Raw genomic sequence first — 20,615 nt, forward strand, 5'->3', positions numbered from 1 at the left:
GGGGAGGCGGGCCGACGACAAGGGGGTCGACGGGAATGAGTTCACGCCTGGTTTCGGGACGGGTTTCGGGAGTTCCGGGACGGATCGCAGCCGCCGCCGCGGCGCTGCTGCTGGCCGGCGCCTGCAGCAGCGGGGGCGGCGGCCAGAGCGGCGGCAGCAGCCAGGGCGGCACCGGCGGCACCACGGGAACGGCCACGGCGACAGCAACGCCCACCGCCTCGGCCACGCCCCGCAAGAGCTTCGACCCGCCGTCCGCGTTCGACCGGGCCAAGGGCGTGCCGTTGCCCGTCCAGGCCAAGGCCTCCGCGGTCCTCCTCGACGGCCTGACCGCCTACTTCCCGGCCAAGGAGGGCCTCCAGGCGGTCGACCTGACCACCGGCCAGGTGGTCGGCACGGCCGCCACCCAGCAGCCCTCCGGTCTCGCCGAGGTTCCGGTGCTCGCCGAGGTGGGCGGCAAGCGCCTGGTGATCGGTTCCTTCCCGGAGCTCGTCCACGGCCAGGGCACCGCCGTGGACCACGCGGTCGCAGAGCTGGTGGCCATGGACGCCGGCACCCGCGCGCCCGCCTGGTCGCTGCCGCTCGACCTGCCCCAGGGCTTCGCCGAGTCCAAGTACGCGACCCTGCTCGGCGTGCGCGGCAACACGGCCGTGGTCGCCGTCTCGGACTCCGACCACGGCGCCGTCCTCGCCGTGGACCTCGCCACCAGGAAGACCCTCTGGACCCAGAACGGCTTCTTCGGCGCCGCACTCACCGAGGGTCAGATCGTCGGCATCGTCACCCAGGACGGCGTCAGGCAGAAGCTGTCGGCGCTCAACCTCGCCGACGGCAAGACCGCGTGGAGCGCGGAGGCCGACTCGTACCAGACGACGGTGCGCCCGGCCGGGCCGGCCACCGTGGTCGTCCAGGGCCGGGACTACGGCTCGGCCAAGAACTTCGCCTGGCTGGTGGACGGCACGACCGGCAAGCGGACGCTCGACTTCTCCGGCGGGTTCACGCACGTCTGCACCTACGACGGCCGCTCGGTGACCGTCTGCGCCACCGACTCAACGGCCTTCGCAGTCGAGCCCGCCACCGGCAAGGTGCTCTGGAAGCTCCCGGACGACGCGAACACCCGCGTCGCACCGAGGGTCACCGCGGTCCGGCACGGCGTCGTCTACGGGACCACAAAGAACGGCCCGGTCATGCTGGACGCCTCCACCGGCCAGGACCGGCCCGGCAGCCCCCAGCTCGCGCCGGTCGCCGTCAACGAGTACGTCGGCCTCGCCCCGGCCGAGGGCACCGGCCAGGTCCTCACCGCCTACCCCGCCACCGGCTGACTCCCGCACGGGTGGCGGCCGGGCGCGGCCGGCCCGCCACCCGGTCAGTCCTCGCCGACGAGGCCGAACCGCTCGCCGGACTCGATCCGCGCCCCCCGGGCCCAGTCCGCGGCCCGCATCGCCTTCTTGCCCTGCGGCCGCACCTCGCCCAGCTCCACCTCGTGGCTGCCGGTGCCGACCCGGACGCTGTTCTTGCCGACAGCCAGCTCCCCGGGTGCGAGCGCCGACGAGTCCGTCACCAGCTTGACGGGGCCGGTGACCTTGAGCCGCTCGCCGCGGAACGTGGTCCAGGCGCCGGGGGCGGGGGCGCAGCCGCGCACCACCCGGTCGACGCGGAGCGCGGGGTGGGTCCAGTCGATCCGGGCGTCCTCGACGGTGATCTTCGGCGCGAGCGTGATGCCCTCGGCGGGCTGCGGGACGGCGTGCAGGCTGCCGTCGGCGATGCCGTCCATGGTGGCGGTGAGCAGGTGGGCGCCGGAGCGGGCGAGCCGGTCGAGCAGTTCACCGCTGGTGTCGGTGGCGCGGATCTCCTCGGTGAGGACGCCGAAGACCGGGCCGGAGTCCAGGCCCTGTTCGATCAGGAAGGTCGACGCGCCGGTGACCTCATCGCCGGCCAGCACCGCGTGCTGGACGGGGGCGGCGCCGCGCCAGGCGGGGAGCAGCGAGAAGTGCAGGTTGACCCAGCCGTGCTTGGGGATCTCCAGCGTGCCGGGGCGCAGCAGCGCACCGTAGGCGACCACCGGGCAGCAGTCGGGGGCGAGTTCGGTGAGGCGGGCGACGAACTCCGGGTCGCTGGGCTTCGCCGGCTTGAGGACCTCGATCCCGGCTTCCTCGGCGCGCTGGGCGACGGGGCTGGCGACCAGCTTGCGGCCGCGTCCGGCGGGGGCGTCGGGGCGGGTGACCACCGCGACGACCTCGTGCCGGTCGGAGGCGAGCAGGGCGTCCAGGGCGGGAACGGCGACCTCGGGGGTGCCGGCGAACACGAGGCGCATCAAGTGCCTTTCTGGTGGCGGGAGTTCAAATAGTCAGAACTGAAGGAAAGCGGCTGGGGCCCGGTCCGGCGTCAGCGCGCCGACCCGAAGGTGCTGTGCGGCGAGACCTTGACGACGGGCGCGGGGGCACCGCCCCAGTCGGTCTCGCGGATCGCCTTCAACGCGGCCTTGCGCTGCTCGCGGTCGAGGCGGTCGATGAAGATGATGCCGTCGAGGTGGTCGGTCTCGTGCTGGATGCAGCGGGCGAGCAGGTGGGTGCCCTCGACGGTGACCGGGTCGCCGTACATGTTGAAGCCCTTGGCGACGACGCCGTACGCGCGCTTGGTGTCGTAGCGCAGGCCCGGCAGCGAGAGGCAGCCTTCGGGGCCGTCCTGCTCCTCCTCGGTGAGCGACAGGTCGGGGTTGATCAGGTGCCCGGTGACGCCGTCCACGTGGTAGGTGAACACCCGCAGGGAGATACCGAGTTGAGGCGCGGCCAGGCCGGCACCGGGGGCGTCGAGCATGGTGTCGGTGAGGTCCCTGACGAGGGTGCGCAGCTCCTTGTCGAAGGTGATCACCGGCTGCGCGGTGGCCCGGAGGACGGGGTCTCCGAAGATGCGGATCGGCTGGATCGCCACGGGCTACGGGCTCCTGTCCGTCGGGAGGTCGGGGCGGGCGGGGCTGCTGAAGTTGGGCCGGCCACCGGCCAGTCTATGCAATCCCACCCGTCCTCCTCCGGCCGCGCCCGGGCATCTGGCATATCCCGACTCGCCGGGCTGCGTGACCCCGGCCCCCGGTCGGGCGTTGGTCAAGTGAGATTGACCAGGGCCGGAACGCGCGGGACACCGCGTTCCGGCCGAGCTGAACCGTACGGAAGGTGGCACGTAGGCCATGGCCGAGCAGATCAATCACGACGCCCGGGCGCGGGCGAGCCTGCACCTGCTGGTGCGGGACATCGAGCGGGTGAGGCGGCAGGTCGACGCTCTGCGGACGCTCACCGCCCAGTTGGGCAACGTCTACCGTCCGCGCCGCCCCAGCACCTCTGCGGGGTTCGTGGTGTACGGACGGGCGCCGGCGCCGACGGTACGTCTCGCGCAGGAGCTGCGCGAGAGCGTGGAGACGCTGGTGGCGGCGGCGGTCGAGTTCGACCGGGCGCTGGGCTTCTCCTGGGACTCGGTGGGCTCGGCCCTCGGGGTCACCAAGCAGGCGGTGCACCGGCGGTACGGGATGCGCCGGCCGACCAGCGAGCTGCTGGCGGCCGGCGGGGTGCCGGCCTCCGACGTGCCGGGCCCGAGCCGGCCGGACCGCTCCGAGGAGCTGCCGGCCGCCGCGCCCGCCCCGACCGGGCTGGCCGCGACCGTCCCGGCGGCCCGCCAGGGCGGCCTGGACCGCGCCGCGCTGGACCGCTCCACCCACGAGCGCTCCACCCACGACCGCGGCAACCTCGACCGCAGCAGCCTCGACCGCACCGGCGTCCCCCTACGCGGCTGAGCGGCAGCACGCCCCGGGTGGGGGACGGAGCATCCCGCCGTCCCTCACCCGATGTCGGTCGGATCGATCCGCACCTTCACCGCCTCCGGCGTCCGCAGCGCGATCCGCGCGATCTGCGCCGCCTTGAGCGCCGCCGCCAGCGCCGCGCCCTGCCCGGGCGGCACCCTCAGCAGCGCCCGCTCCTGCTCCTCCCCCCGCAGCGCCGGCGCCGGCACCGGCCCGAGCACGTCGGCCTCCGACGGCAGCCGGATCAGCCCTAGGAGGTCCGCTACCGCCGCCGGGCTGCCGGCCACCGAGGCCATCCGCGACACCGGCGGGAAGTGCAGCTGCGCCCGTTCGTCCAGCTCCAGCCCGGCGTGGCCGAGCGGGTCCCAGCGGACCAGTGCCTGCACCGGCCGCGCGGTCGGCTCGGCGACAACGACCACCGTGCCGCCCTCCGTCGAGGGCTTGACCAGGGCGGCGGCGGCCAGCCAGAGCCGAAGCGTCTCCTCCCCGGCCCGCAGGTCGGGGCGGCTGAGCAGGGCCCATCCGTCCAGCAGCAGCGCGGCCGCGTACCCGCCGCCCTCCACCACCGGCTCGGCGCCCGGGGTGGAGATCACCAGCGCAGGCTCGTCGGGGACGGTCGCCAGCACGGCATCCCGTCCGGAGGTCCGCACCGGGACGCGCGGGAACGCCTTGCCCAGCTCCTCCGCAGTCCGCCGCGCGCCGACCACCTGGGCCCGCAGCCGGAACGAGCCGCACTCCTGGCAGTGCCAGTCGTTCTCCGGCTCCCCGCACCACGCGCAGCGCAGCGGCGCATCGGCGGAGGACGCCTCCAGCGGCCCCTCGCACCGCCGGCACCGGGCGGGCGTCCGGCAGCGGCCGCAGGACAGCCGGGGGACGTAGCCCCGCCGGGGCACCTGGATCAGCACCGGCCCGCCGCTCGCCAGCGCCTCCCGGGCGACCTCCCAGGCCACCGAGGGCAGCCGGGCGGCCTGGGCGGCGGCGTCCCGGTGCTGGTCCTGGTCGGTGACGGTGCGGACCCGCGGCGCCACCTGCCGGACGGTCTCCCGGTCGGCGGCCAGCGGCCGGGCCCACCCGGTGCGGACCAGCTGCGCGCCCTCGACCGTCACGGCGTGCCCGCCGAGCAGTACGCCCGCGCCCTCCTCGGCGGCGCGCAGCAGCGCCACCTCGCGCACGTGCGGGTGCGGGGCGCGCGGGTCGCTGTGGCTGCCGTCGCCGTCGGACCAGACGACCACCAGCCCGAGGTCACGCACCGGCGCGAACATCGCGGCGCGGGTGCCGACGGCGGCGTGCACCGAACCGCGGCTGACCAGCAGCCATCGCCGGTACCGCTCCCGGGGGCCGAGGTCGGCGGCCAGGGTGGCGTGCATGCCCTCGCCCAGCAGTTCGGTCAGCGCCTGGTCCACCCGGGCCACCGAGCGCCCCTCCGGCAGCACGACCAGCGCGCCCCGCCCGCTCGCCAGGGTGGCGGCGACGGCCCGGGCGATCTCGTACGGCCAGCCGGGGCCGGGCAGCGCCGTCCAGACCGCGCGCGGCGAGCCGCCGCCGGCCAGCGAGGCGAGGAAGTCCGGTCCTGCGGGGTACCGCGACCAGCCGCCCGGCGCCGGAGCGGCGGGCCGCGGCCGGGGGGCCGGCGAGGGCTCGGCCTCGGCCTTGGCGTGCCGGGGCGGCACCGCGAGCTGGAGGACGTCGGCCAGGGTGCCGGCGTACCGGTCGGCGACGGTCCGGCAGAGCCGCAGCAGGTGCGGGGTGAGCACCGGCTCGGGCGAGAGCACCTGGGCGAGTGGCGCCAGCGGGCCGGCGAAGTCGCTCTTCTCCAGCCGGGCGACGATGAATCCGTCGTGCAGCTCCCCGCCCTCGCGCTGGCCCTTCACCACCCGGGCCCCGAACCGCACCCGGACCCGGACCCCGGGGAGTGCCTCCTCCGCCATCGCGGCGGGCACCTCGTAGTCGAAGAACTTGTCGATGGTCAGCACGCCCTTGTCGACCACCACCCGGGCGACCGGCAGGTGCTCGGCCCGCTTGGCGCCACGCCACGTCCGGGGCTTGGCCCGGCGGACCGTCTCGCGGATGAACGCCAGCTGCTCCGGGCCCCCGCCCTCGTCCTCACTCCCCTGCGCGCTGCTCATCGCTCCCAGTACTACCAGGTCACACCGACAGAACCCCAACAACCCCCGCACAACGCCGCAGGCGGCGGCTCCCCGGTACCCGGGGGGCCGCCGCCTGCGGTGAGCCGATCAGATGATCAGTCCTGCACAGCCTTCTTCAGCTGCTCGACCCGGTCGGTCCGCTCCCAGGTGAAGTCCGCCAGCTCACGGCCGAAGTGGCCGTACGCGGCGGTCTGGGCGTAGATGGGCCGCAGCAGGTCGAGGTCGCGGATGATCGCGGCCGGGCGGAGGTCGAACACCTCGGTCACGGCCTTCTGGATCGCCAGCACCGGAACGGTCTCGGTGCCGAAGGTCTCCACGAAGAGGCCGACGGGCTCGGCCTTGCCGATCGCGTACGCGACCTGCACCTCGGCGCGGCGGGCGAGGCCGGCGGCGACGATGTTCTTCGCCACCCAGCGCATCGCGTACGCGGCCGAGCGGTCCACCTTGGACGGGTCCTTGCCCGAGAAGGCGCCACCGCCGTGACGGGCCATGCCGCCGTAGGTGTCGATGATGATCTTGCGGCCGGTCAGGCCGGCGTCGCCCATCGGGCCGCCGATCTCGAAGCGGCCGGTCGGGTTGACCAGGAGGCGGTAGCCGTCGGTCACCAGCTTGATGCCCTGCTCGGCGAGCGCCTTCAGCTCCGGCTCGACGACGAACTCGCGGATGTCCGGGGTCAGCAGCGAGTCCAGGTCGATGTCACTGGCGTGCTGCGAGGACACGACCACGGTGTCCAGGCGGACGGCCTTGTCGCCGTCGTACTCGATGGTGACCTGGGTCTTGCCGTCCGGGCGCAGGTACGGGATCGTCCCGTTCTTGCGCACCTCGGACAGGCGGCGCGACAGGCGGTGCGCCAGGGTGATCGGCAGCGGCATCAGCTCCGGCGTCTCGTCCGAGGCGTAGCCGAACATCAGGCCCTGGTCACCGGCGCCCTGCTTGTCCAGGTCGTCTGCGTCGTCCCCCTGGGCGGAGCCCTCGACCCGGGCCTCGTACGCCGTGTCGACACCCTGTGCGATGTCGGGCGACTGGGCACCGATGGACACCGACACGCCGCAGGAGGCGCCGTCGAAGCCCTTCTTCGAGCTGTCGTAGCCGATCTCCAGGATCTTGTCCCGGACGAGCTGCGCGATCGGCGCGTACGCCTTGGTCGTCACCTCGCCGGCCACGTGCACCTGGCCGGTGGTGATCAGCGTCTCCACGGCGACCCGCGAGGTCGGGTCCTCCCGCAGCAGAGCGTCGAGGATGGTGTCGCTGATCTGGTCAGCGATCTTGTCGGGGTGTCCCTCGGTCACGGACTCCGAGGTGAACAGGCGGCGAGACACAGCGCTCCCTGGGGTTGCAGCGGCTGCTGACTGAAGGCCCCCGGCGAACCGGGGACATCCGGAAAGACTTGATTCCTGGAGTGTAACGGTCAGCTACCGGCACGCGTCACTCCAATCCGAAATTTTGAGATCGGACGATCACCGGTCTGGATCAGTCGGCGATCGTTTCCAGCCGCTCGGCGACCAGGTCCCAGACCACGTCGGCGAGCGCCTCCTTGAGGCCCACCGGCACCGCCGTCTCACTGCCGTCCGAACCCAGGACAACGGCCTCGTTGACGTCCTGGCCGAAGGCCTTTCCGTTGCCCACCTCGTTGACGACCAGCAGGTCACAGCCCTTGCGGGCGAGCTTGGCCCGGCCGTTGGCGAGCACGTCGTCGGTCTCCGCCGCGAAACCCACGACCAGTTGAGCCGAACGGGGCCGGTGGGCGGAGATCTCGGCCAGGATGTCCGGGTTCCGCACCAGTGCGACCGGCGCCGGCTCGACCCCCTCGACCTTCTTGATCTTGCCGGTGGCGTACTCGGCCGGCCGGAAGTCGGCGACCGCCGCGGCCATCACCACCGCGTCCGCGTCGGCCGCCGCCTTCAGCGCGGCGTCCCGCAGCTCCAGCGCGGTCGAGACGTGCACCACATCGACGCCGGCCGGGTCGGGCAGCTCGGCGTTGGCCGAGAGCAGCGTCACCCGCGCGCCGCGCGCGGCGGCGGTCACGGCCAGCGCGTAGCCCTGCTTGCCGGAGGAGCGGTTGCCGAGGAAGCGCACCGGGTCGAGCGGCTCCCGGGTGCCGCCGGCCGAGACCACCACGTGCCGGCCGGCCAGGTCGGAGCGGACGCCGCCGTGCCGCAGCACGGCCCGGCAGGCGTCGAAGATCGCGGACGGCTCGGGCAGCCGTCCCTTGCCGGTGTCCTTGCCGGTCAGCCGCCCGACGGCGGGCTCCAGCACGATCACGCCCCGGCGGCGCAGCGTGGCGACGTTCTCCCGGGTGGCCGGGTGCTCCCACATCTCGGTGTGCATCGCGGGCGCCAGCACCACCGGGCAGCGCGCGGTGAGCAGCGTGTTGGTGAGCAGGTCGTCGGCGAGCCCGTGGGCGGCCTTGGCCATCAGGTCCGCGGTGGCGGGGGCGACCACCACCAGGTCGGCGGTCTGCCCGATCCGCACGTGCGGCACCTCGTGGACGCGGTCCCAGGTCTCGGTGGCGGCCGGCCGGCCGGAGAGGGCGGCCCAGGTGGCCTCGCCGACGAAGTGCAGCGCGGCCTCGGTGGGCACCACGGTGACCTGGTGGCCGGACTCGGTGAACCGTCGCAGCAGCTCGCACGCCTTGTACGCGGCGATCCCGCCGCTGACGCCGAGGACGACGCGCGGGGCGTCCGTCCGGTCCGAAGTCGCGCTCATTCTCCCGGTCTCCTCCACCTCGGCGCCTTCCTCCACATCTGGAGCGTGCTCACCCTACGGCCCCCCGGCGAGCACCCGCACAGTGCCCGTCCTGTGGCGGATCCCACAGCCCCCGGGAACGCCGAAGGGCCCGCCGGAACAAGTCCGACGGGCCCTTCGGGAGAAGGCTCAGGCCGCCTCGATCGCCTCGGCGGTCAGCATGCCCGCGTTGATCTCGCGCAGCGCGATCGACAGCGGCTTCTCGTGCACGTGGGTGTCGACCAGCGGGCCGACGTACTCCAGCAGGCCCTCACCGAGCTGCGAGTAGTACGCGTTGATCTGACGCGCGCGCTTGGCGGCGTAGATCACGAGGCTGTACTTGGAGTCGGTGGCCTCAAGCAGCTCGTCGATCGGCGGGTTGATGATGCCCTCGGGCGCGGTCATGGAAGAGGACACGCGAAAACCTTCCGAAAGGGTGGAAAAGACAGACAGGTCAGGCTACACCGAGCAAGGCTAGCAGTTCGGTCGCTACCTGCTCGACGGAGGTGTTGACAAGGGTGGTGTCGAACTCCGTCTCGGCGGCCAGCTCGACCTTGGCTGCCTCCAGCCGCTTCTCGATCACGTCCTGCGGCTCGGTGCCCCGGCCGGTGAGCCGGCGGACCAGCTCGTCCCAGCTCGGCGGAGCCAGGAAGACCAGCTGCGCCTCGGGCATCGACTCGCGCACCTGGCGGGCGCCCTGCAGATCGATCTCCAGCAGGACGGGCTCGCCGCGCTCCAGCTTCTCCAGCACCGCCGAACGCGGGGTGCCGTAGCGGTTGCCGGCGAAGACGGCCCACTCCAGCAGCTCGCCGTTGGCGATCAGCTTGTCGAACTCGTCGTTGTCGACGAAGTGGTACTGGACCCCGTTCTGCTCGCCCGGCCTCGGGTGGCGGGTCGTCGCCGACACCGAGAGCCAGACCTCGGGGTGCTGCTTCCTCATATGAGCGACGACCGTGCTCTTGCCGACCCCCGAAGGGCCGGAGAGCACGGTCAGCCGCGGACGCTCACTCATGCACCGATTATCCCGGATCTCGGACGATCCCGGGACCACGGGGGCACGGTCAGGCGGCACCGCCGCCGAACTCCCGCTCCAGGGAGGCGATCTGGTTCGTACCGAGGCCACGGACGCGACGGCTCTCACTGATGCCGAGGCGCTCCATGATCTGCTTGGCGCGGACCTTGCCGACACCCGGAAGGGACTCCAGCAGAGCGGAGACCTTCATCTTGCCGATCACGTCGTTGTCGGCCTTGCCGGCCTTGATCACCTCGTGCAGGGAGGCGCCGGAGTGCTTGAGCCGGTTCTTGACCTCGGCGCGCTCCCGGCGAGCCTCGGCGGCCTTGGCGAGCGCGGCGGTGCGCTGTTCAGGGGTAAGGGGCGGAAGAGCCACGCCGTTCACCTCAGGGTGTGGAAGGAAGGGATTGAGCTATGACTGGTTTGGTTCCCAGGACACCGGCCGCAGTGGAACCTCACGGCTCTGACCTGCGAGAGCAACGGGAATCGCCGCTCTTCGATGACCTATCGCCGGACACTACCCGGATTGCGGCGCCACGTCAGGAAAAGAACACGAAAAGTCCTGGTCAGCCAAGGCCGACCAGGACTTTCCCGGGCAAAATGACCGCGATTGCGGACCTTTGGCGGTACCGATGTGACCGCGCTCACGTCAGGCCGTGAGACGCCGCGCCGCCCCCTCGCGCCACTGCGCAGGGTCATCGGGCCGCTTCACCGCGTCCGCGCGGCTCGTCCCACCGCCCCGTCGAGGTTCGCCGCCCCGCGTCCGCGGACGCGCTTCACCGCCTCCGTGGGCTCACTTCACCGCCTCGCGGACTCACTTCACCGCGTCCGCGTACTCCTGGACGAAGCGGTCCGCCGCCTCCCGCAGGGCCGGCACCGACGGGCCGTGCTTCAGCACGTCCCGGCTGACGCTCGGCACCACGTTGCGCACCGAGGCGCCGAAGACGCGCGGCAGGTCCGCCATGGTGGCGCCCTGGGCGCCGATGCCGGGAGCCAGCAGCGGGCCGTTGATCGCCAGGTCCACGCCCGCGTCGGCCAGGGTCGCGCCGACCACCGCGCCGAAGGAGCCGAGCGGCTCGGCGCCGGCGTTCTCGGCAGCCAGCTGCCGCAGCACCGAGGCGGCCACCGTCTCGCCGCCGGCGCCGACCGCGCGCTGCACCTCGGCGCCCTCGGGGTTCGAGGTGAGCGCCAGCGCGAAGACGCCCGCGCCGTTGGCGGCGGCCAGGTCGAGCGCCGGGCGCAGCGAGCCGAAGCCGAGGTAGGGGCTCACGGTGACGGCGTCGGAGAAGAGCGGGCTGCCCGCGGCGAGGAAGGCCTCCGCGTAGGCGGCCATGGTGGAGCCGATGTCGCCGCGCTTGGCGTCCATCAGGACGAGGGCGCCGGCCGAGCGGGCCTCCTCGACGGACTTCTCCAGCACCGCGACGCCCTTGGAGCCGAAGCGCTCGAAGAAGGCGGCCTGCGGCTTGAGCACGGCCACCCGGTCGGCCAGGGCCTCGACGACGGTCCGGCTGAAGGTCTCCAGGCCCGCGACGGAGTCCTCCAGCCCCCAGGCGGCGAGCAGGGAGGCGTGCGGGTCGATGCCGACGCAGAGCTGGCCGCGGGTGTCGAGGGCCTGGCGCAGGCGGGCGCCGAAGGGGGCGAGGGTCATGACGTCCTTTCCGGAGGGGCGGGAGAGCGTGGGGGGGTTCAGGAGGCCTTGCGGGCGGGGACGGCGCTGCCGACGGCGGCGGCCAGGTCGCGGAAGCCGCCGGCCCGGACCCGGGCGGAGAGGCCCTTGTGGATGCCGCGGCACCAGAACGGTCCCTGGTAGATGAAGGCGCTGTAGCCCTGGACAAGGTCGGCGCCGTGGACGATGCGCTGCCAGGCGTCCTCGGCGGTCTCGATGCCGCCGACCGAGACCAGCGTCAGCCGGCCCTCGGTGCGAGCGCGCAGGCGCTGGAGCACCTCCAGCGCGCGCTCCTTGAGCGGGGCGCCGGACAGGCCGCCCATGCCGATCTCCTCGACCCGGGCGGCGGGGGTGCGCAGGCCCTCGCGGCCGATGGTGGTGTTGGTGGCGATGATGCCGTCGAGGCCCAGCTCCAGGGCGAGGTCGGCGACCGCGTCGACGTCCTCGTCGGCCAGGTCGGGGGCGATCTTGACCAGCAGCGGCACGTGGTGCGCGGTGGAGCGGTCGGCGGCCTCACGGACGGCCTCGAGCAGCGGCCCGAGGTGCGAGACGGCCTGGAGGTTGCGCAGCCCGGGGGTGTTCGGGGAGCTGACGTTGACCACCAGGTAGTCGGCGTACTTGGCGAGCCGCTCGGTGGACTTGACGTAGTCGCCGATCGCGTCGGCCTCCTCGACCACCTTGGTCTTGCCGATGTTGATGCCGACGACCGGGGTGGAGGTGGTGTGCGGGCGCTGGGCGAGGCGGGCGGCGACCCGGGCCGAGCCCTGGTTGTTGAAGCCCATCCGGTTGATCAGCGCGCGGTCCTCGACCAGGCGGAACAGCCGCGGGGCCGGGTTGCCCGGCTGCGGCTCGCCGGTGATGGTGCCGATCTCGACGTAGTCGAAGCCGATCATCGACAGGCCGTCGATGCCGACGCCGTTCTTGTCGAAGCCGGCCGCGAGGCCGAACGGGCCGGGCAGGTCGAGGCCGAGGGCCGTGGTGCGCAGCGCCCGGTCGCGCGGGGCGAGCACCAGCTTGACCACGGTGCGCAGCCCGGGCACCGAGGCGGCCAGCCGGATCCAGAAGAAGGCGAGGTGGTGGGCCTTCTCCGGGTCCATCTTCTTGAACACGAGGTCGAACAGCAGCTTGTACAAAACAGGGCTCCCATCGGGGGCGGGCGCAGCCCGTCGGCAGGGTGGCGGTGGCGGGCCTGGGGGTCCCCCCGGCCGAAAGGCTGGGGAGGGTGGGCATGGCAGTGGGGGGCACCCGGCGGTTCGGTGCCCCCCACTGCGGTGGTGCTACTTGCTGCGGCCGGCGTTGATCAGCTCGGCGTGCTCCTGGAGCGACATCACCCCGACCTCGTCGCGCAGCAGCGCGTCGATGCCCTGGACGGCGGCGCCCATGGCCTGGACGGTGGTCAGGCAGGGCACGGCGCGGGCGACGGCGGCGGTGCGGATCTCGTAGCCGTCGAGGCGGCCGCCGGTGCCGTACGGCGTGTTGATGATGAGGTCGACCTCACCGTCGTGGATCAGCTGGACGATGGTCTTCTCACCGTTCGGGCCCTCGCCCTCGCTGTGCTTGCGCACCAGCGTGGACGGGATGCCGCCGCGCTGGAGCACCTCGGCGGTGCCGGCGGTGGCGAGCACCTCGAAGCCGAGGCCGACCAGCGCGCGGGCCGGGAAGACCAGGTTGCGCTTGTCCCGGTTGGCGACCGACACGAAGACCTTGCCCCGGGTCGGCAGCGCGCCGTACGCACCGGACTGGGCCTTGGCGTACGCGGTGCCGAAGACCTTGTCGATGCCCATGACCTCGCCGGTGGAGCGCATCTCCGGGCCGAGGACGGTGTCCACGCCGCGGCCGTGCACGTCGCGGAAGCGGCTCCACGGCATCACGGCCTCCTTGACGGAGATCGGGCAGTCGGCGGGCAGCGTGCCTCCGTCGCCGTCGGCCGGGAGCAGGCCCTCGGCGCGCAGCTCGGCGATGGTGGCGCCGAGCGAGATCCGGGCGGCGGCCTTGGCCAGCGGCACCGCCGTCGCCTTGGAGGTGAACGGCACCGTGCGGGAGGCGCGCGGGTTGGCCTCCAGCACGTAGAGGATGTCGCCGGAGAGCGCGAACTGGATGTTGATCAGGCCGCGGACGCCGACGCCGCGGGCGATCGCCTCGGTGGAGGCGCGAAGCCGCTTGATGTCGTAGCCGCCGAGGGTGATCGGGGGCAGCGCGCAGGCGGAGTCGCCGGAGTGGATGCCGGCCTCCTCGATGTGCTCCATGACGCCGCCGAGGTAGAGCTCGGTGCCGTCGTAGAGCGCGTCGACGTCGATCTCGACCGCGTCGTCGAGGAAGCGGTCGATCAGCACCGGGTGCTCGGAGATGAGGCCCGCGTGCCGCTCCAGGTAGGAGGCGAGGGAGGCCTCGTCGTAGACGATCTCCATGCCGCGGCCGCCGAGCACGTAGGACGGGCGGGCCAGGACGGGGTAGCCGATCTCGTCGGCGATCGCCTTGGCCTCCTCGAAGGAGAAGGCGGTGCCGTGCTTGGGCGCGGGCAGGCCCGCGTCGCGCAGCACGCGGCCGAAGGCGCCGCGCTCCTCGGCGAGGTCGATCGCCTCGGGCTGGGTGCCGACGATCGGCACGCCGTTGTCCTTGAGCGCCTGGGCCAGGCCGAGCGGGGTCTGGCCGCCGAGCTGGACGATGACGCCCGCCAGCGGGCCGGCCTGCTGCTCGGCGTGGACGATCTCCAGGACGTCCTCCAGGGTGAGCGGCTCGAAGTAGAGCCGGTCGGAGGTGTCGTAGTCGGTGGAGACGGTCTCCGGGTTGCAGTTGACCATCACGGTCTCGTACCCGGCGTCGGCCAACGCGAAGGAGGCGTGCACGCAGGAGTAGTCGAACTCGATGCCCTGGCCGATGCGGTTCGGGCCGGAGCCGAGGATGATCACGGCGGGCTTGGTGCGCGGGGCGACCTCGTTCTCCTCGTCGTAGGACGAGTAGAAGTACGGGGTCTTGGCGGCGAACTCGGCGGCGCAGGTGTCGACGGTCTTGAACACCGGGCGGATGCCGAGCGCGTGCCGGACCTCGCGGACGATGTCGGGGCGCAGGCCGCGGATCTCGCCGATCTGCTGGTCGGAGAAGCCGTGCCGCTTGGCGTGGCGCAGCAGCTCGGGGGTGAGGCGCTCGGCCTCGGCCAGCTCGGCGGCGATCTCGTCCAGCAGGAAGAGCTGGTCGACGAACCACGGGTCGATCTTGGTGGCCTCGAACACCTCCTCCTGGGTGGCGCCGGCCCGGATGGCGTCCATCACGGTGTTGATCCGGCCGTCGGTGGGCACGACCGCCTTGGTCAGCAGCTCGTCCTTGTCGCCGATCTCGCCGGCCCAGGAGAACTGCGAGCCCTTCTTCTCCAGCGACCGCAGCGCCTTGTTGAGCGCCTCGGGGAAGTTGCGGCCCATGGCCATGGCCTCGCCGACCGACTTCATGGTGGTGGTCAGCGTGGCGTCCGCGCTCGGGAACTTCTCGAACGCGAAGCGCGGGACCTTCACCACGACGTAGTCGAGGGTCGGCTCGAAGGAGGCCGGGGTCTGCTCGGTGATGTCGTTGGGGATCTCGTCCAGCGTGTAGCCGACGGCCAGCTTGGCGGCGATCTTGGCGATCGGGAAGCCGGTCGCCTTGGAGGCCAGCGCCGAGGAGCGCGAGACACGCGGGTTCATCTCGATGACGATGACCCGGCCGTCCTCGGGGTTGACCGCGAACTGGATGTTGCAGCCGCCGGTGTCGACGCCGACCTCGCGGATGACGGCGATGCCGATGTCGCGCAGGATCTGGTACTCGCGGTCGGTGAGGGTCATCGCCGGGGCGACGGTGATGGAGTCACCGGTGTGGACGCCCATCGGGTCGAAGTTCTCGATGGAGCAGACCACGACGCAGTTGTCGTTCTTGTCGCGCATCAGCTCCAGCTCGTACTCCTTCCAGCCGAGGATGGACTCCTCCAGGAGCACCTCGGTGGTCGGCGAGAGGGTCAGGCCCTGGCCGGCGATGCGGCGCAGGTCCTCCTCGTTGTGGGCGAAGCCGGAGCCGGCGCCGCCCATGGTGAAGGAGGGGCGGACCACGACCGGGTAGCCGCCGAGGGTGTCGACGCCGGCCAGCACGTCGTCCATGGTGTGGCAGATGACCGAGCGGGCGGACTCGCCGTGGCCGATCTTGGCGTTGACCGCCTCGACCACGCCCTTGAAGAGCTCGCGGTCCTCGCCCTTGTGGATCGACTCGACCTTGGCGCCGATCAGCTCGACGTTGTACTTGGCGAGCACGCCGTTGGCGTCCAGCGAGATCGCGGTGTTGAGCGCGGTCTGGCCGCCGAGGGTCGGCAGGAGGGCGTCGGGGCGCTCCTTGGCGATGATCTTCTCGACGAACTCCGGGGTGATCGGCTCGACGTAGGTGGCGTCGGCGATCTCCGGGTCGGTCATGATCGTGGCCGGGTTGGAGTTGACCAGGATGACCCGCAGGCCCTCGGCCTTGAGCACCCGGCAGGCCTGCGTGCCCGAGTAGTCGAACTCGGCGGCCTGGCCGATCACGATCGGGCCGGACCCGATCACCAGGACGGACTTGATGTCAGTGCGCTTAGGCACGCTGGCCCTCCATGAGCTCAACACTGTGCTTGTCGTCGCCTCGCATGAGCGCGACGAACCGGTCGAAGAGGTAGGCCGCGTCGTGCGGGCCGGCTGCCGCTTCGGGGTGGTACTGCACGCTGAAGGCGGGCACGTCCAGCGCCTGGAGGCCCTCGACCACGTCGTCGTTCAGGCAGACGTGGGAGACCTCGACGCGGCCGTAGGGCGTGTCGCTCACCTTGTCCAGCGGTGCGTTCACGGCGAAGCCGTGGTTGTGCGCGGTGACCTCGACCTTGCCGGTGGTGCGGTCCTGGACCGGCTGGTTGATGCCGCGGTGACCGTACTTGAGCTTGTAGGTGCCGAAGCCCAGCGCGCGGCCGAGGATCTGGTTGCCGAAGCAGATCCCGAAGAACGGGGTCCTGCGCTCCAGCACGCCCTGCGCCACGGCGACCTGGTGGTCGGCGGTGGCCGGGTCGCCCGGGCCGTTGGAGAAGAAGACGCCGTCCGGCTCGACGGCGTAGACGTCCTCCAGCGTGGCGTTGGCCGGCAGCACGTGCACCTCGATGCCGCGCTCGGCCATCCGCTGCGGGGTCATCGCCTTGATGCCGAGGTCCAGCGCGGCGACGGTGAACTTCTTCTCGCCGATCGCGGGCACCACGTACGGCTCGGTGGTGGCGACCTCGGCGCAGAGGTCGGCGCCCTTCATCTCGGGCGACTGCTGCACCTTGGCCAGCAGCGCGGCGTCGTCCGCCAGCCCCTTGCCGGAGAAGATGCCGCAGCGCATGGCGCCGCGCTCGCGCAGGTGGCGGGTGAGCGCCCGGGTGTCGATGCCGCTGATGCCGACGACGCCCTGGTTGGCCAGCTCCTCGTCCAGCGACCGGCGCGAGCGCCAGTTGGACGCCACGCGGGCGGGGTCACGCACGACGTAGCCGGCGACCCAGATCCGCCGGGACTCGTCGTCCTCGTCGTTCCAGCCGGTGTTGCCGATCTGCGGGGCGGTCATCACAACGATCTGGCGGTGGTACGACGGGTCGGTCAGGGTCTCCTGGTAGCCGGACATGCCGGTGTTGAAGACCGCCTCGCCGAAGGTCTCGCCGGTGGCGCCGTAGGCCTGGCCGCGGAAGGTCCGGCCGTCCTCCAGGACGAGCACGGCAGGGACACGCTCCCGCCGTTGGCGCTGCGTGGTGGGGGCAGGTGCGGTCATGGAGCGGCCTCTTCCGTCTTCGTCTTCGTACGTGTTGCGAGTTGAGCGATCGCCTCGACCCAGGCGGTGTGCTCGTCGGGGTGGTCGGCCCGGAAGCCGGAGTCCAGGGCGATGCCCGTGGGGGTCCCCCCGGCCGAAGGCTGGGGGAGCGTCCAGGTGACGACGAGCAGTCCGGACGGGACGACCTTTCCGGCGATCCCGGAGTCCGTCCGGGCACCGGTCAGGTGCTCGGCCGGGATCCAGAGGTCGACGTCACCGGGGCGCCGCACCAGCAGGCCGTTGTCGCCGAGGGTCAGATCGGCGCGGCTGCGGGTGCCCAGGCCGTGCGCGACGACCCGGTCCAGCCAGTTCCCGGCGGTGGTGGTGCCGTGGTACCGGCCGCTGGTCTCCAGGATGGTCCGCCCGGCACGCTCCGGCACGGCGGGAAGCGCCGGGATGCCGGACTGGAGGGTGCGGCGCCAGTTCCAGCCCTGGCGCATCAGCCAGTAGACCAGGCCGATGACGACCAGCAGGCCGACGGCCCAGCCGATGTACCCGGGCCAGTTGGTGACCCTGGCCTGCTCCTGGGCGAGCAGGGCGACCGAGCTCACGCGAGCCCGCCCTGCTCGACCAGCTCGCCGGCCAGCACGGTGGCGTTGCCGCGCAGGAAGGTGGCGTGCACCCGTCCGGGCAGGTCGAGGCCCCGGTAGGGGGTGTTGCGGGAGCGCGTGGCGAAGCTGTCGGGGTTCACGGCACCACGGTACGCGGGATCGAACAGCACCAGGTTGGCCGGCTCACCGACCGAGACGGGCCGTCCGTGGCCGCTGAGACGGCCGATCCGGGCCGGGCGGTGCGACATCCGGTCGGCGACGCCCTCCCAGTTCAGCAGGCCGGTGTCGACCATCGTCTGCTGGACCACCGAGAGCGCGGTCTCCAGGCCGACCATGCCCATCGCGGCGACGGCCCACTCGCAGTCCTTGTCCTCGGCCGGGTGCGGCGCGTGGTCGGTGGCGACGGCGTCGATGGTGCCGTCGGCGAGCGCCTTGCGCAGCGCCTGCACGTCGGCGGCGGTGCGCAGCGGCGGGTTCACCTTGTAGACCGGGTCGTAGGAGCGGACCAGCTCGTCGGTCAGCAGCAGGTGGTGCGGGGTGACCTCGGCGGTGACGTCCCAGCCCTTGGCCTTGGCCCAGCGGATGATCTCGACCGAGCCGGCCGTGGAGACGTGGCAGACGTGCAGGCGGGAGCCGACGTGCGCGGCGAGCAGCACGTCGCGGGCGATGATCGCCTCCTCGGCGACGGCCGGCCAGCCGCCGAGCCCGAGCTCGCCGGAGACCTGGCCCTCGTTCATCTGGGCACCCTCGGTGAGCCGCGGCTCCTGGGCGTGCTGGGCGACGACCCCGTCGAAGGCCTTCACGTACTCCAGCGCGCGGCGCATGATGACCGCGTCGTCCACGCACTTGCCGTCGTCGGAGAAGACCCGGACGCCGGCCGCGGACTCGTGCATCGCGCCGAGCTCGGCGAGCTTCTTGCCCTCAAGGCCGACGGTGACGGCGCCGACCGGCTGCACGTCGCAGTAGCCGGACTCCTGGCCGAGCCGCCAGACCTGCTCGACCACGCCGGCGGTGTCGGCCACCGGGAAGGTGTTGGCCATCGCGTGGACGGCGGTGAAGCCGCCCTTGGCGGCGGCCTGGGTGCCGGTGAGCACCGTCTCGGCGTCCTCGCGGCCGGGCTCGCGCAGGTGGGTGTGCAGGTCGACCAGGCCGGGCAGGACGATCAGGCCGCTGGCGTCGATGTCGATGTCGGCCTCGACGGTGAGGCCGGTGCCGATCTCCTTGATGACGCCGTCGGCGAGGTGGAGGTCCTGCGGGGCGCCGCCGAGGAGCTGGGCGTTGCGGATCAGGTAGGTGGTCACTGAGCGGTCTCCACGGAGTCGGTGCGGGGGGCTGCGTCGGCGGGGCCGTCGGCGAAGACGGCGCCTCCGAGCAGCAGGTAGAGGACGGCCATCCGGACGGAGACGCCGTTGGCGACCTGCTCGACCACGGTGCAGCGCGGCGAGTCGGCGACGTCGGCGGTGATCTCCATGCCGCGGACCATCGGGCCGGGGTGCATCACGATGGCGTGCTCGGGCAGCTGGGCCATCCGGCTGCCGTCCAGGCCGTAGCGGCGGCTGTACTCGCGCTCGGTCGGGAAGAAGGCGGCGTTCATCCGCTCGCGCTGGACCCTGAGCATCATCAGCGCGTCCGTCTTGGGGAGCACACTCTCCAGGTCGTAGCTGATCTCGCAGGGCCAGTTCTCGATGCCGATCGGCAGCAGCGTCGGCGGGGCGACGAAGGTGACGTGGGCGCCGAGGGTGGTGAGCAGGTGCACGTTGGAGCGGGCGACCCGGCTGTGCAGGATGTCGCCGACGATGGTCACCCGGCGGCCCGCGAGATCGTGGCCGGCCCCGGGGTTGAGGTGGCGGCGCATGGTGAAGGCGTCGAGCAGGGCCTGGGTGGGGTGCTCGTGGGTGCCGTCACCGGCGTTGATGACGCTGCCGCGCAGCCAGTCGGACTGGGCGAGCCGGGCCGGCGCACCCGAGGCGTGGTGCCGGATGACGACCGCGTCGGCGCCCATGGCCTGGAGGGTGAGCGCGGTGTCCTTGAGGCTCTCGCCCTTGGAGACCGAGGAGCCCTTGGCGGAGAAGTTGATGACGTCGGCGGAGAGCCGCTTCTCGGCGACCTCGAAGGAGGTCTTGGTGCGGGTCGAGTCCTCGAAGAAGAGGTTGACGACGGTTCGGCCACGGAGCGTGGGCAGCTTCTTGACGGCCCGTCCGGAGAGCTGGGCCAGCTCCTCGGCGGTGTCCAGGATCAGCAGCGCGTCGTCGCGGGTGAGGTCGGCGGCGGAGACGAGGTGGCGCTTCACGCGGGTTACTCCGGGAGGTGCGGTTCGGACGGCCGGGAGGCCAGGGCCTGCGAGGAGCGGGCCGCGTAGTCGCGGTCGCCGACCAGCACGGCGTCCACGCCGTCGGTGTCGGCGAGTCGGACCTGCACGGCCTCGCGCAGCGAGGTGGGGAGGTTCTTGCCCACGTAGTCGGCCCGGATCGGCAGCTCGCGGTGGCCGCGGTCGACCAGGACGGCGAGCTGGACGGCGCGCGGGCGGCCGATGTCGCTGAGCGCGTCGAGCGCGGCGCGGATGGTGCGGCCGGAGAAGAGCACGTCGTCGACGAGGATCACCAGCCGGCCGTCGATGCCGTCACCCGGGATCTCGGTGTGCTCCAGCGCGCGGGCGGGCTTGAGCCGCAGGTCGTCCCGGTACATGGTGATGTCCAGGGTGCCGAGCGGGATGTCGCGGCCGGTGATCTGGGCCAGCCTGGCGTGCAGGCGGCGGGCCAGGTGGACGCCCCTGGTGTGGATGCCGAGCAGCACGACGTCCTCCGCGCCCTTGGCGCGCTCGACGATCTCGTGCGCTATCCGGGTGATCACCCGGGCGATGTCCGTGCCGTCCAGCACCTGGTGCGGCGGCCGCGGCGTGGTTTCGTGGTCTGCGGTCATG

18 protein-coding genes are annotated in these 20,615 nt (G+C 72.5%); 2 read left to right on the forward strand and 16 right to left on the reverse strand.

Going from position 1 to position 20,615, the window contains the following annotated elements; genetic code table 11:
- Positions 1 to 35 precede the first annotated feature (35 nt).
- Positions 36 to 1,316, forward strand: a complete 1,281-nt coding sequence (locus ACZ5WK_RS02100) for an outer membrane protein assembly factor BamB family protein (RefSeq protein ID WP_465544020.1) — start codon at positions 36 to 38, stop codon at positions 1,314 to 1,316.
- 44 nt (positions 1,317 to 1,360) lie between these two features.
- Here the strand turns inward: ACZ5WK_RS02100 and fmt are convergent, their stop codons facing one another.
- Both fmt and def read right to left on the reverse strand, forming a co-directional pair.
- Positions 1,361 to 2,308 carry a methionyl-tRNA formyltransferase gene (fmt, locus tag ACZ5WK_RS02105; RefSeq protein ID WP_465544022.1) on the reverse strand — a complete coding sequence of 316 codons (948 nt, stop codon included), beginning with the start codon at positions 2,306 to 2,308 and terminating at the stop codon, positions 1,361 to 1,363.
- A gap of 71 nt (positions 2,309 to 2,379) precedes the next feature.
- Positions 2,380 to 2,925, reverse strand: a complete 546-nt coding sequence (gene def / locus ACZ5WK_RS02110; protein ID WP_465544024.1) for a peptide deformylase — start codon at positions 2,923 to 2,925, stop codon at positions 2,380 to 2,382.
- 253 nt (positions 2,926 to 3,178) lie between these two features.
- On the opposite strand from def, the gene ACZ5WK_RS02115 reads away from it, so the two are divergent.
- Complete coding sequence (locus ACZ5WK_RS02115) at positions 3,179 to 3,778, forward strand: hypothetical protein (RefSeq protein WP_465544026.1); 600 nt, start codon at positions 3,179 to 3,181, stop codon at positions 3,776 to 3,778.
- Between the two features lie 44 nt (positions 3,779 to 3,822).
- On the opposite strand, the gene ACZ5WK_RS02120 is transcribed toward ACZ5WK_RS02115, so the two are convergent.
- The 14 genes from ACZ5WK_RS02120 to pyrR form a co-directional block, all read right to left on the reverse strand.
- Positions 3,823 to 5,910, reverse strand: coding sequence for a primosomal protein N' (locus ACZ5WK_RS02120; RefSeq protein WP_465544028.1), 2,088 nt, complete (start codon positions 5,908 to 5,910; stop codon positions 3,823 to 3,825).
- A gap of 116 nt (positions 5,911 to 6,026) precedes the next feature.
- Positions 6,027 to 7,250, reverse strand: coding sequence for a methionine adenosyltransferase (gene metK / locus ACZ5WK_RS02125; protein WP_465544030.1), 1,224 nt, complete (start codon positions 7,248 to 7,250; stop codon positions 6,027 to 6,029).
- A 151-nt stretch (positions 7,251 to 7,401) separates the two neighbouring features.
- Positions 7,402 to 8,637: a bifunctional phosphopantothenoylcysteine decarboxylase/phosphopantothenate--cysteine ligase CoaBC gene (gene coaBC, locus ACZ5WK_RS02130; RefSeq protein ID WP_465544032.1), complete on the reverse strand. Its 1,236-nt coding sequence runs from the start codon at positions 8,635 to 8,637 to the stop codon at positions 7,402 to 7,404.
- Between the two features lie 168 nt (positions 8,638 to 8,805).
- Positions 8,806 to 9,072, reverse strand: coding sequence for a DNA-directed RNA polymerase subunit omega (gene rpoZ / locus ACZ5WK_RS02135; RefSeq protein ID WP_030240625.1), 267 nt, complete (start codon positions 9,070 to 9,072; stop codon positions 8,806 to 8,808).
- Positions 9,073 to 9,109: 37 nt separating this feature from the next.
- Positions 9,110 to 9,667 carry a guanylate kinase gene (gmk, locus tag ACZ5WK_RS02140; protein WP_396321638.1) on the reverse strand — a complete coding sequence of 186 codons (558 nt, stop codon included), beginning with the start codon at positions 9,665 to 9,667 and terminating at the stop codon, positions 9,110 to 9,112.
- Positions 9,668 to 9,716: 49 nt separating this feature from the next.
- Positions 9,717 to 10,043 (reverse strand): integration host factor, actinobacterial type, encoded by a 327-nt coding sequence (gene mihF / locus ACZ5WK_RS02145; RefSeq protein ID WP_030056187.1) that lies wholly within the window; start codon positions 10,041 to 10,043, stop codon positions 9,717 to 9,719.
- Between the two features lie 438 nt (positions 10,044 to 10,481).
- Positions 10,482 to 11,315, reverse strand: a complete 834-nt coding sequence (gene pyrF, locus ACZ5WK_RS02150) for an orotidine-5'-phosphate decarboxylase (protein WP_465544035.1) — start codon at positions 11,313 to 11,315, stop codon at positions 10,482 to 10,484.
- A 38-nt stretch (positions 11,316 to 11,353) separates the two neighbouring features.
- Positions 11,354 to 12,466, reverse strand: coding sequence for a quinone-dependent dihydroorotate dehydrogenase (locus ACZ5WK_RS02155; RefSeq protein WP_465544037.1), 1,113 nt, complete (start codon positions 12,464 to 12,466; stop codon positions 11,354 to 11,356).
- A 144-nt stretch (positions 12,467 to 12,610) separates the two neighbouring features.
- Positions 12,611 to 15,922, reverse strand: coding sequence for a carbamoyl-phosphate synthase large subunit (gene carB / locus ACZ5WK_RS02160; protein ID WP_465544039.1), 3,312 nt, complete (start codon positions 15,920 to 15,922; stop codon positions 12,611 to 12,613).
- The gene (gene carA, locus ACZ5WK_RS02165; RefSeq protein WP_465544041.1) at positions 15,915 to 17,105 is read right to left on the reverse strand and encodes a glutamine-hydrolyzing carbamoyl-phosphate synthase small subunit; all 1,191 of its coding nucleotides are present in this window, start codon (positions 17,103 to 17,105) and stop codon (positions 15,915 to 15,917) included. The genes carB and carA overlap by 8 nt, the downstream gene beginning before the upstream one ends.
- Positions 17,102 to 17,695: a PH-like domain-containing protein gene (locus ACZ5WK_RS02170; RefSeq protein ID WP_396321643.1), complete on the reverse strand. Its 594-nt coding sequence runs from the start codon at positions 17,693 to 17,695 to the stop codon at positions 17,102 to 17,104. Before ACZ5WK_RS02170 ends, carA begins: the two co-directional genes overlap by 4 nt.
- On the reverse strand, positions 17,692 to 18,996 hold the full coding sequence (locus ACZ5WK_RS02175; RefSeq protein ID WP_465544043.1) for a dihydroorotase: 1,305 nt from the start codon (positions 18,994 to 18,996) through the stop codon (positions 17,692 to 17,694). The genes ACZ5WK_RS02170 and ACZ5WK_RS02175 overlap by 4 nt, the downstream gene beginning before the upstream one ends.
- Entirely contained in the window at positions 18,993 to 19,985 is a 993-nt protein-coding gene (locus tag ACZ5WK_RS02180) for an aspartate carbamoyltransferase catalytic subunit (RefSeq protein WP_465544045.1), read from the reverse strand. The genes ACZ5WK_RS02175 and ACZ5WK_RS02180 overlap by 4 nt, the downstream gene beginning before the upstream one ends.
- 5 nt (positions 19,986 to 19,990) lie before the next feature.
- On the reverse strand, positions 19,991 to 20,614 hold the full coding sequence (gene pyrR / locus ACZ5WK_RS02185) for a bifunctional pyr operon transcriptional regulator/uracil phosphoribosyltransferase PyrR (protein ID WP_396321646.1): 624 nt from the start codon (positions 20,612 to 20,614) through the stop codon (positions 19,991 to 19,993).
- Position 20,615: the final 1 nt, after the last annotated feature.

The organism is Kitasatospora sp. NPDC032757, assembly GCF_055579305.1.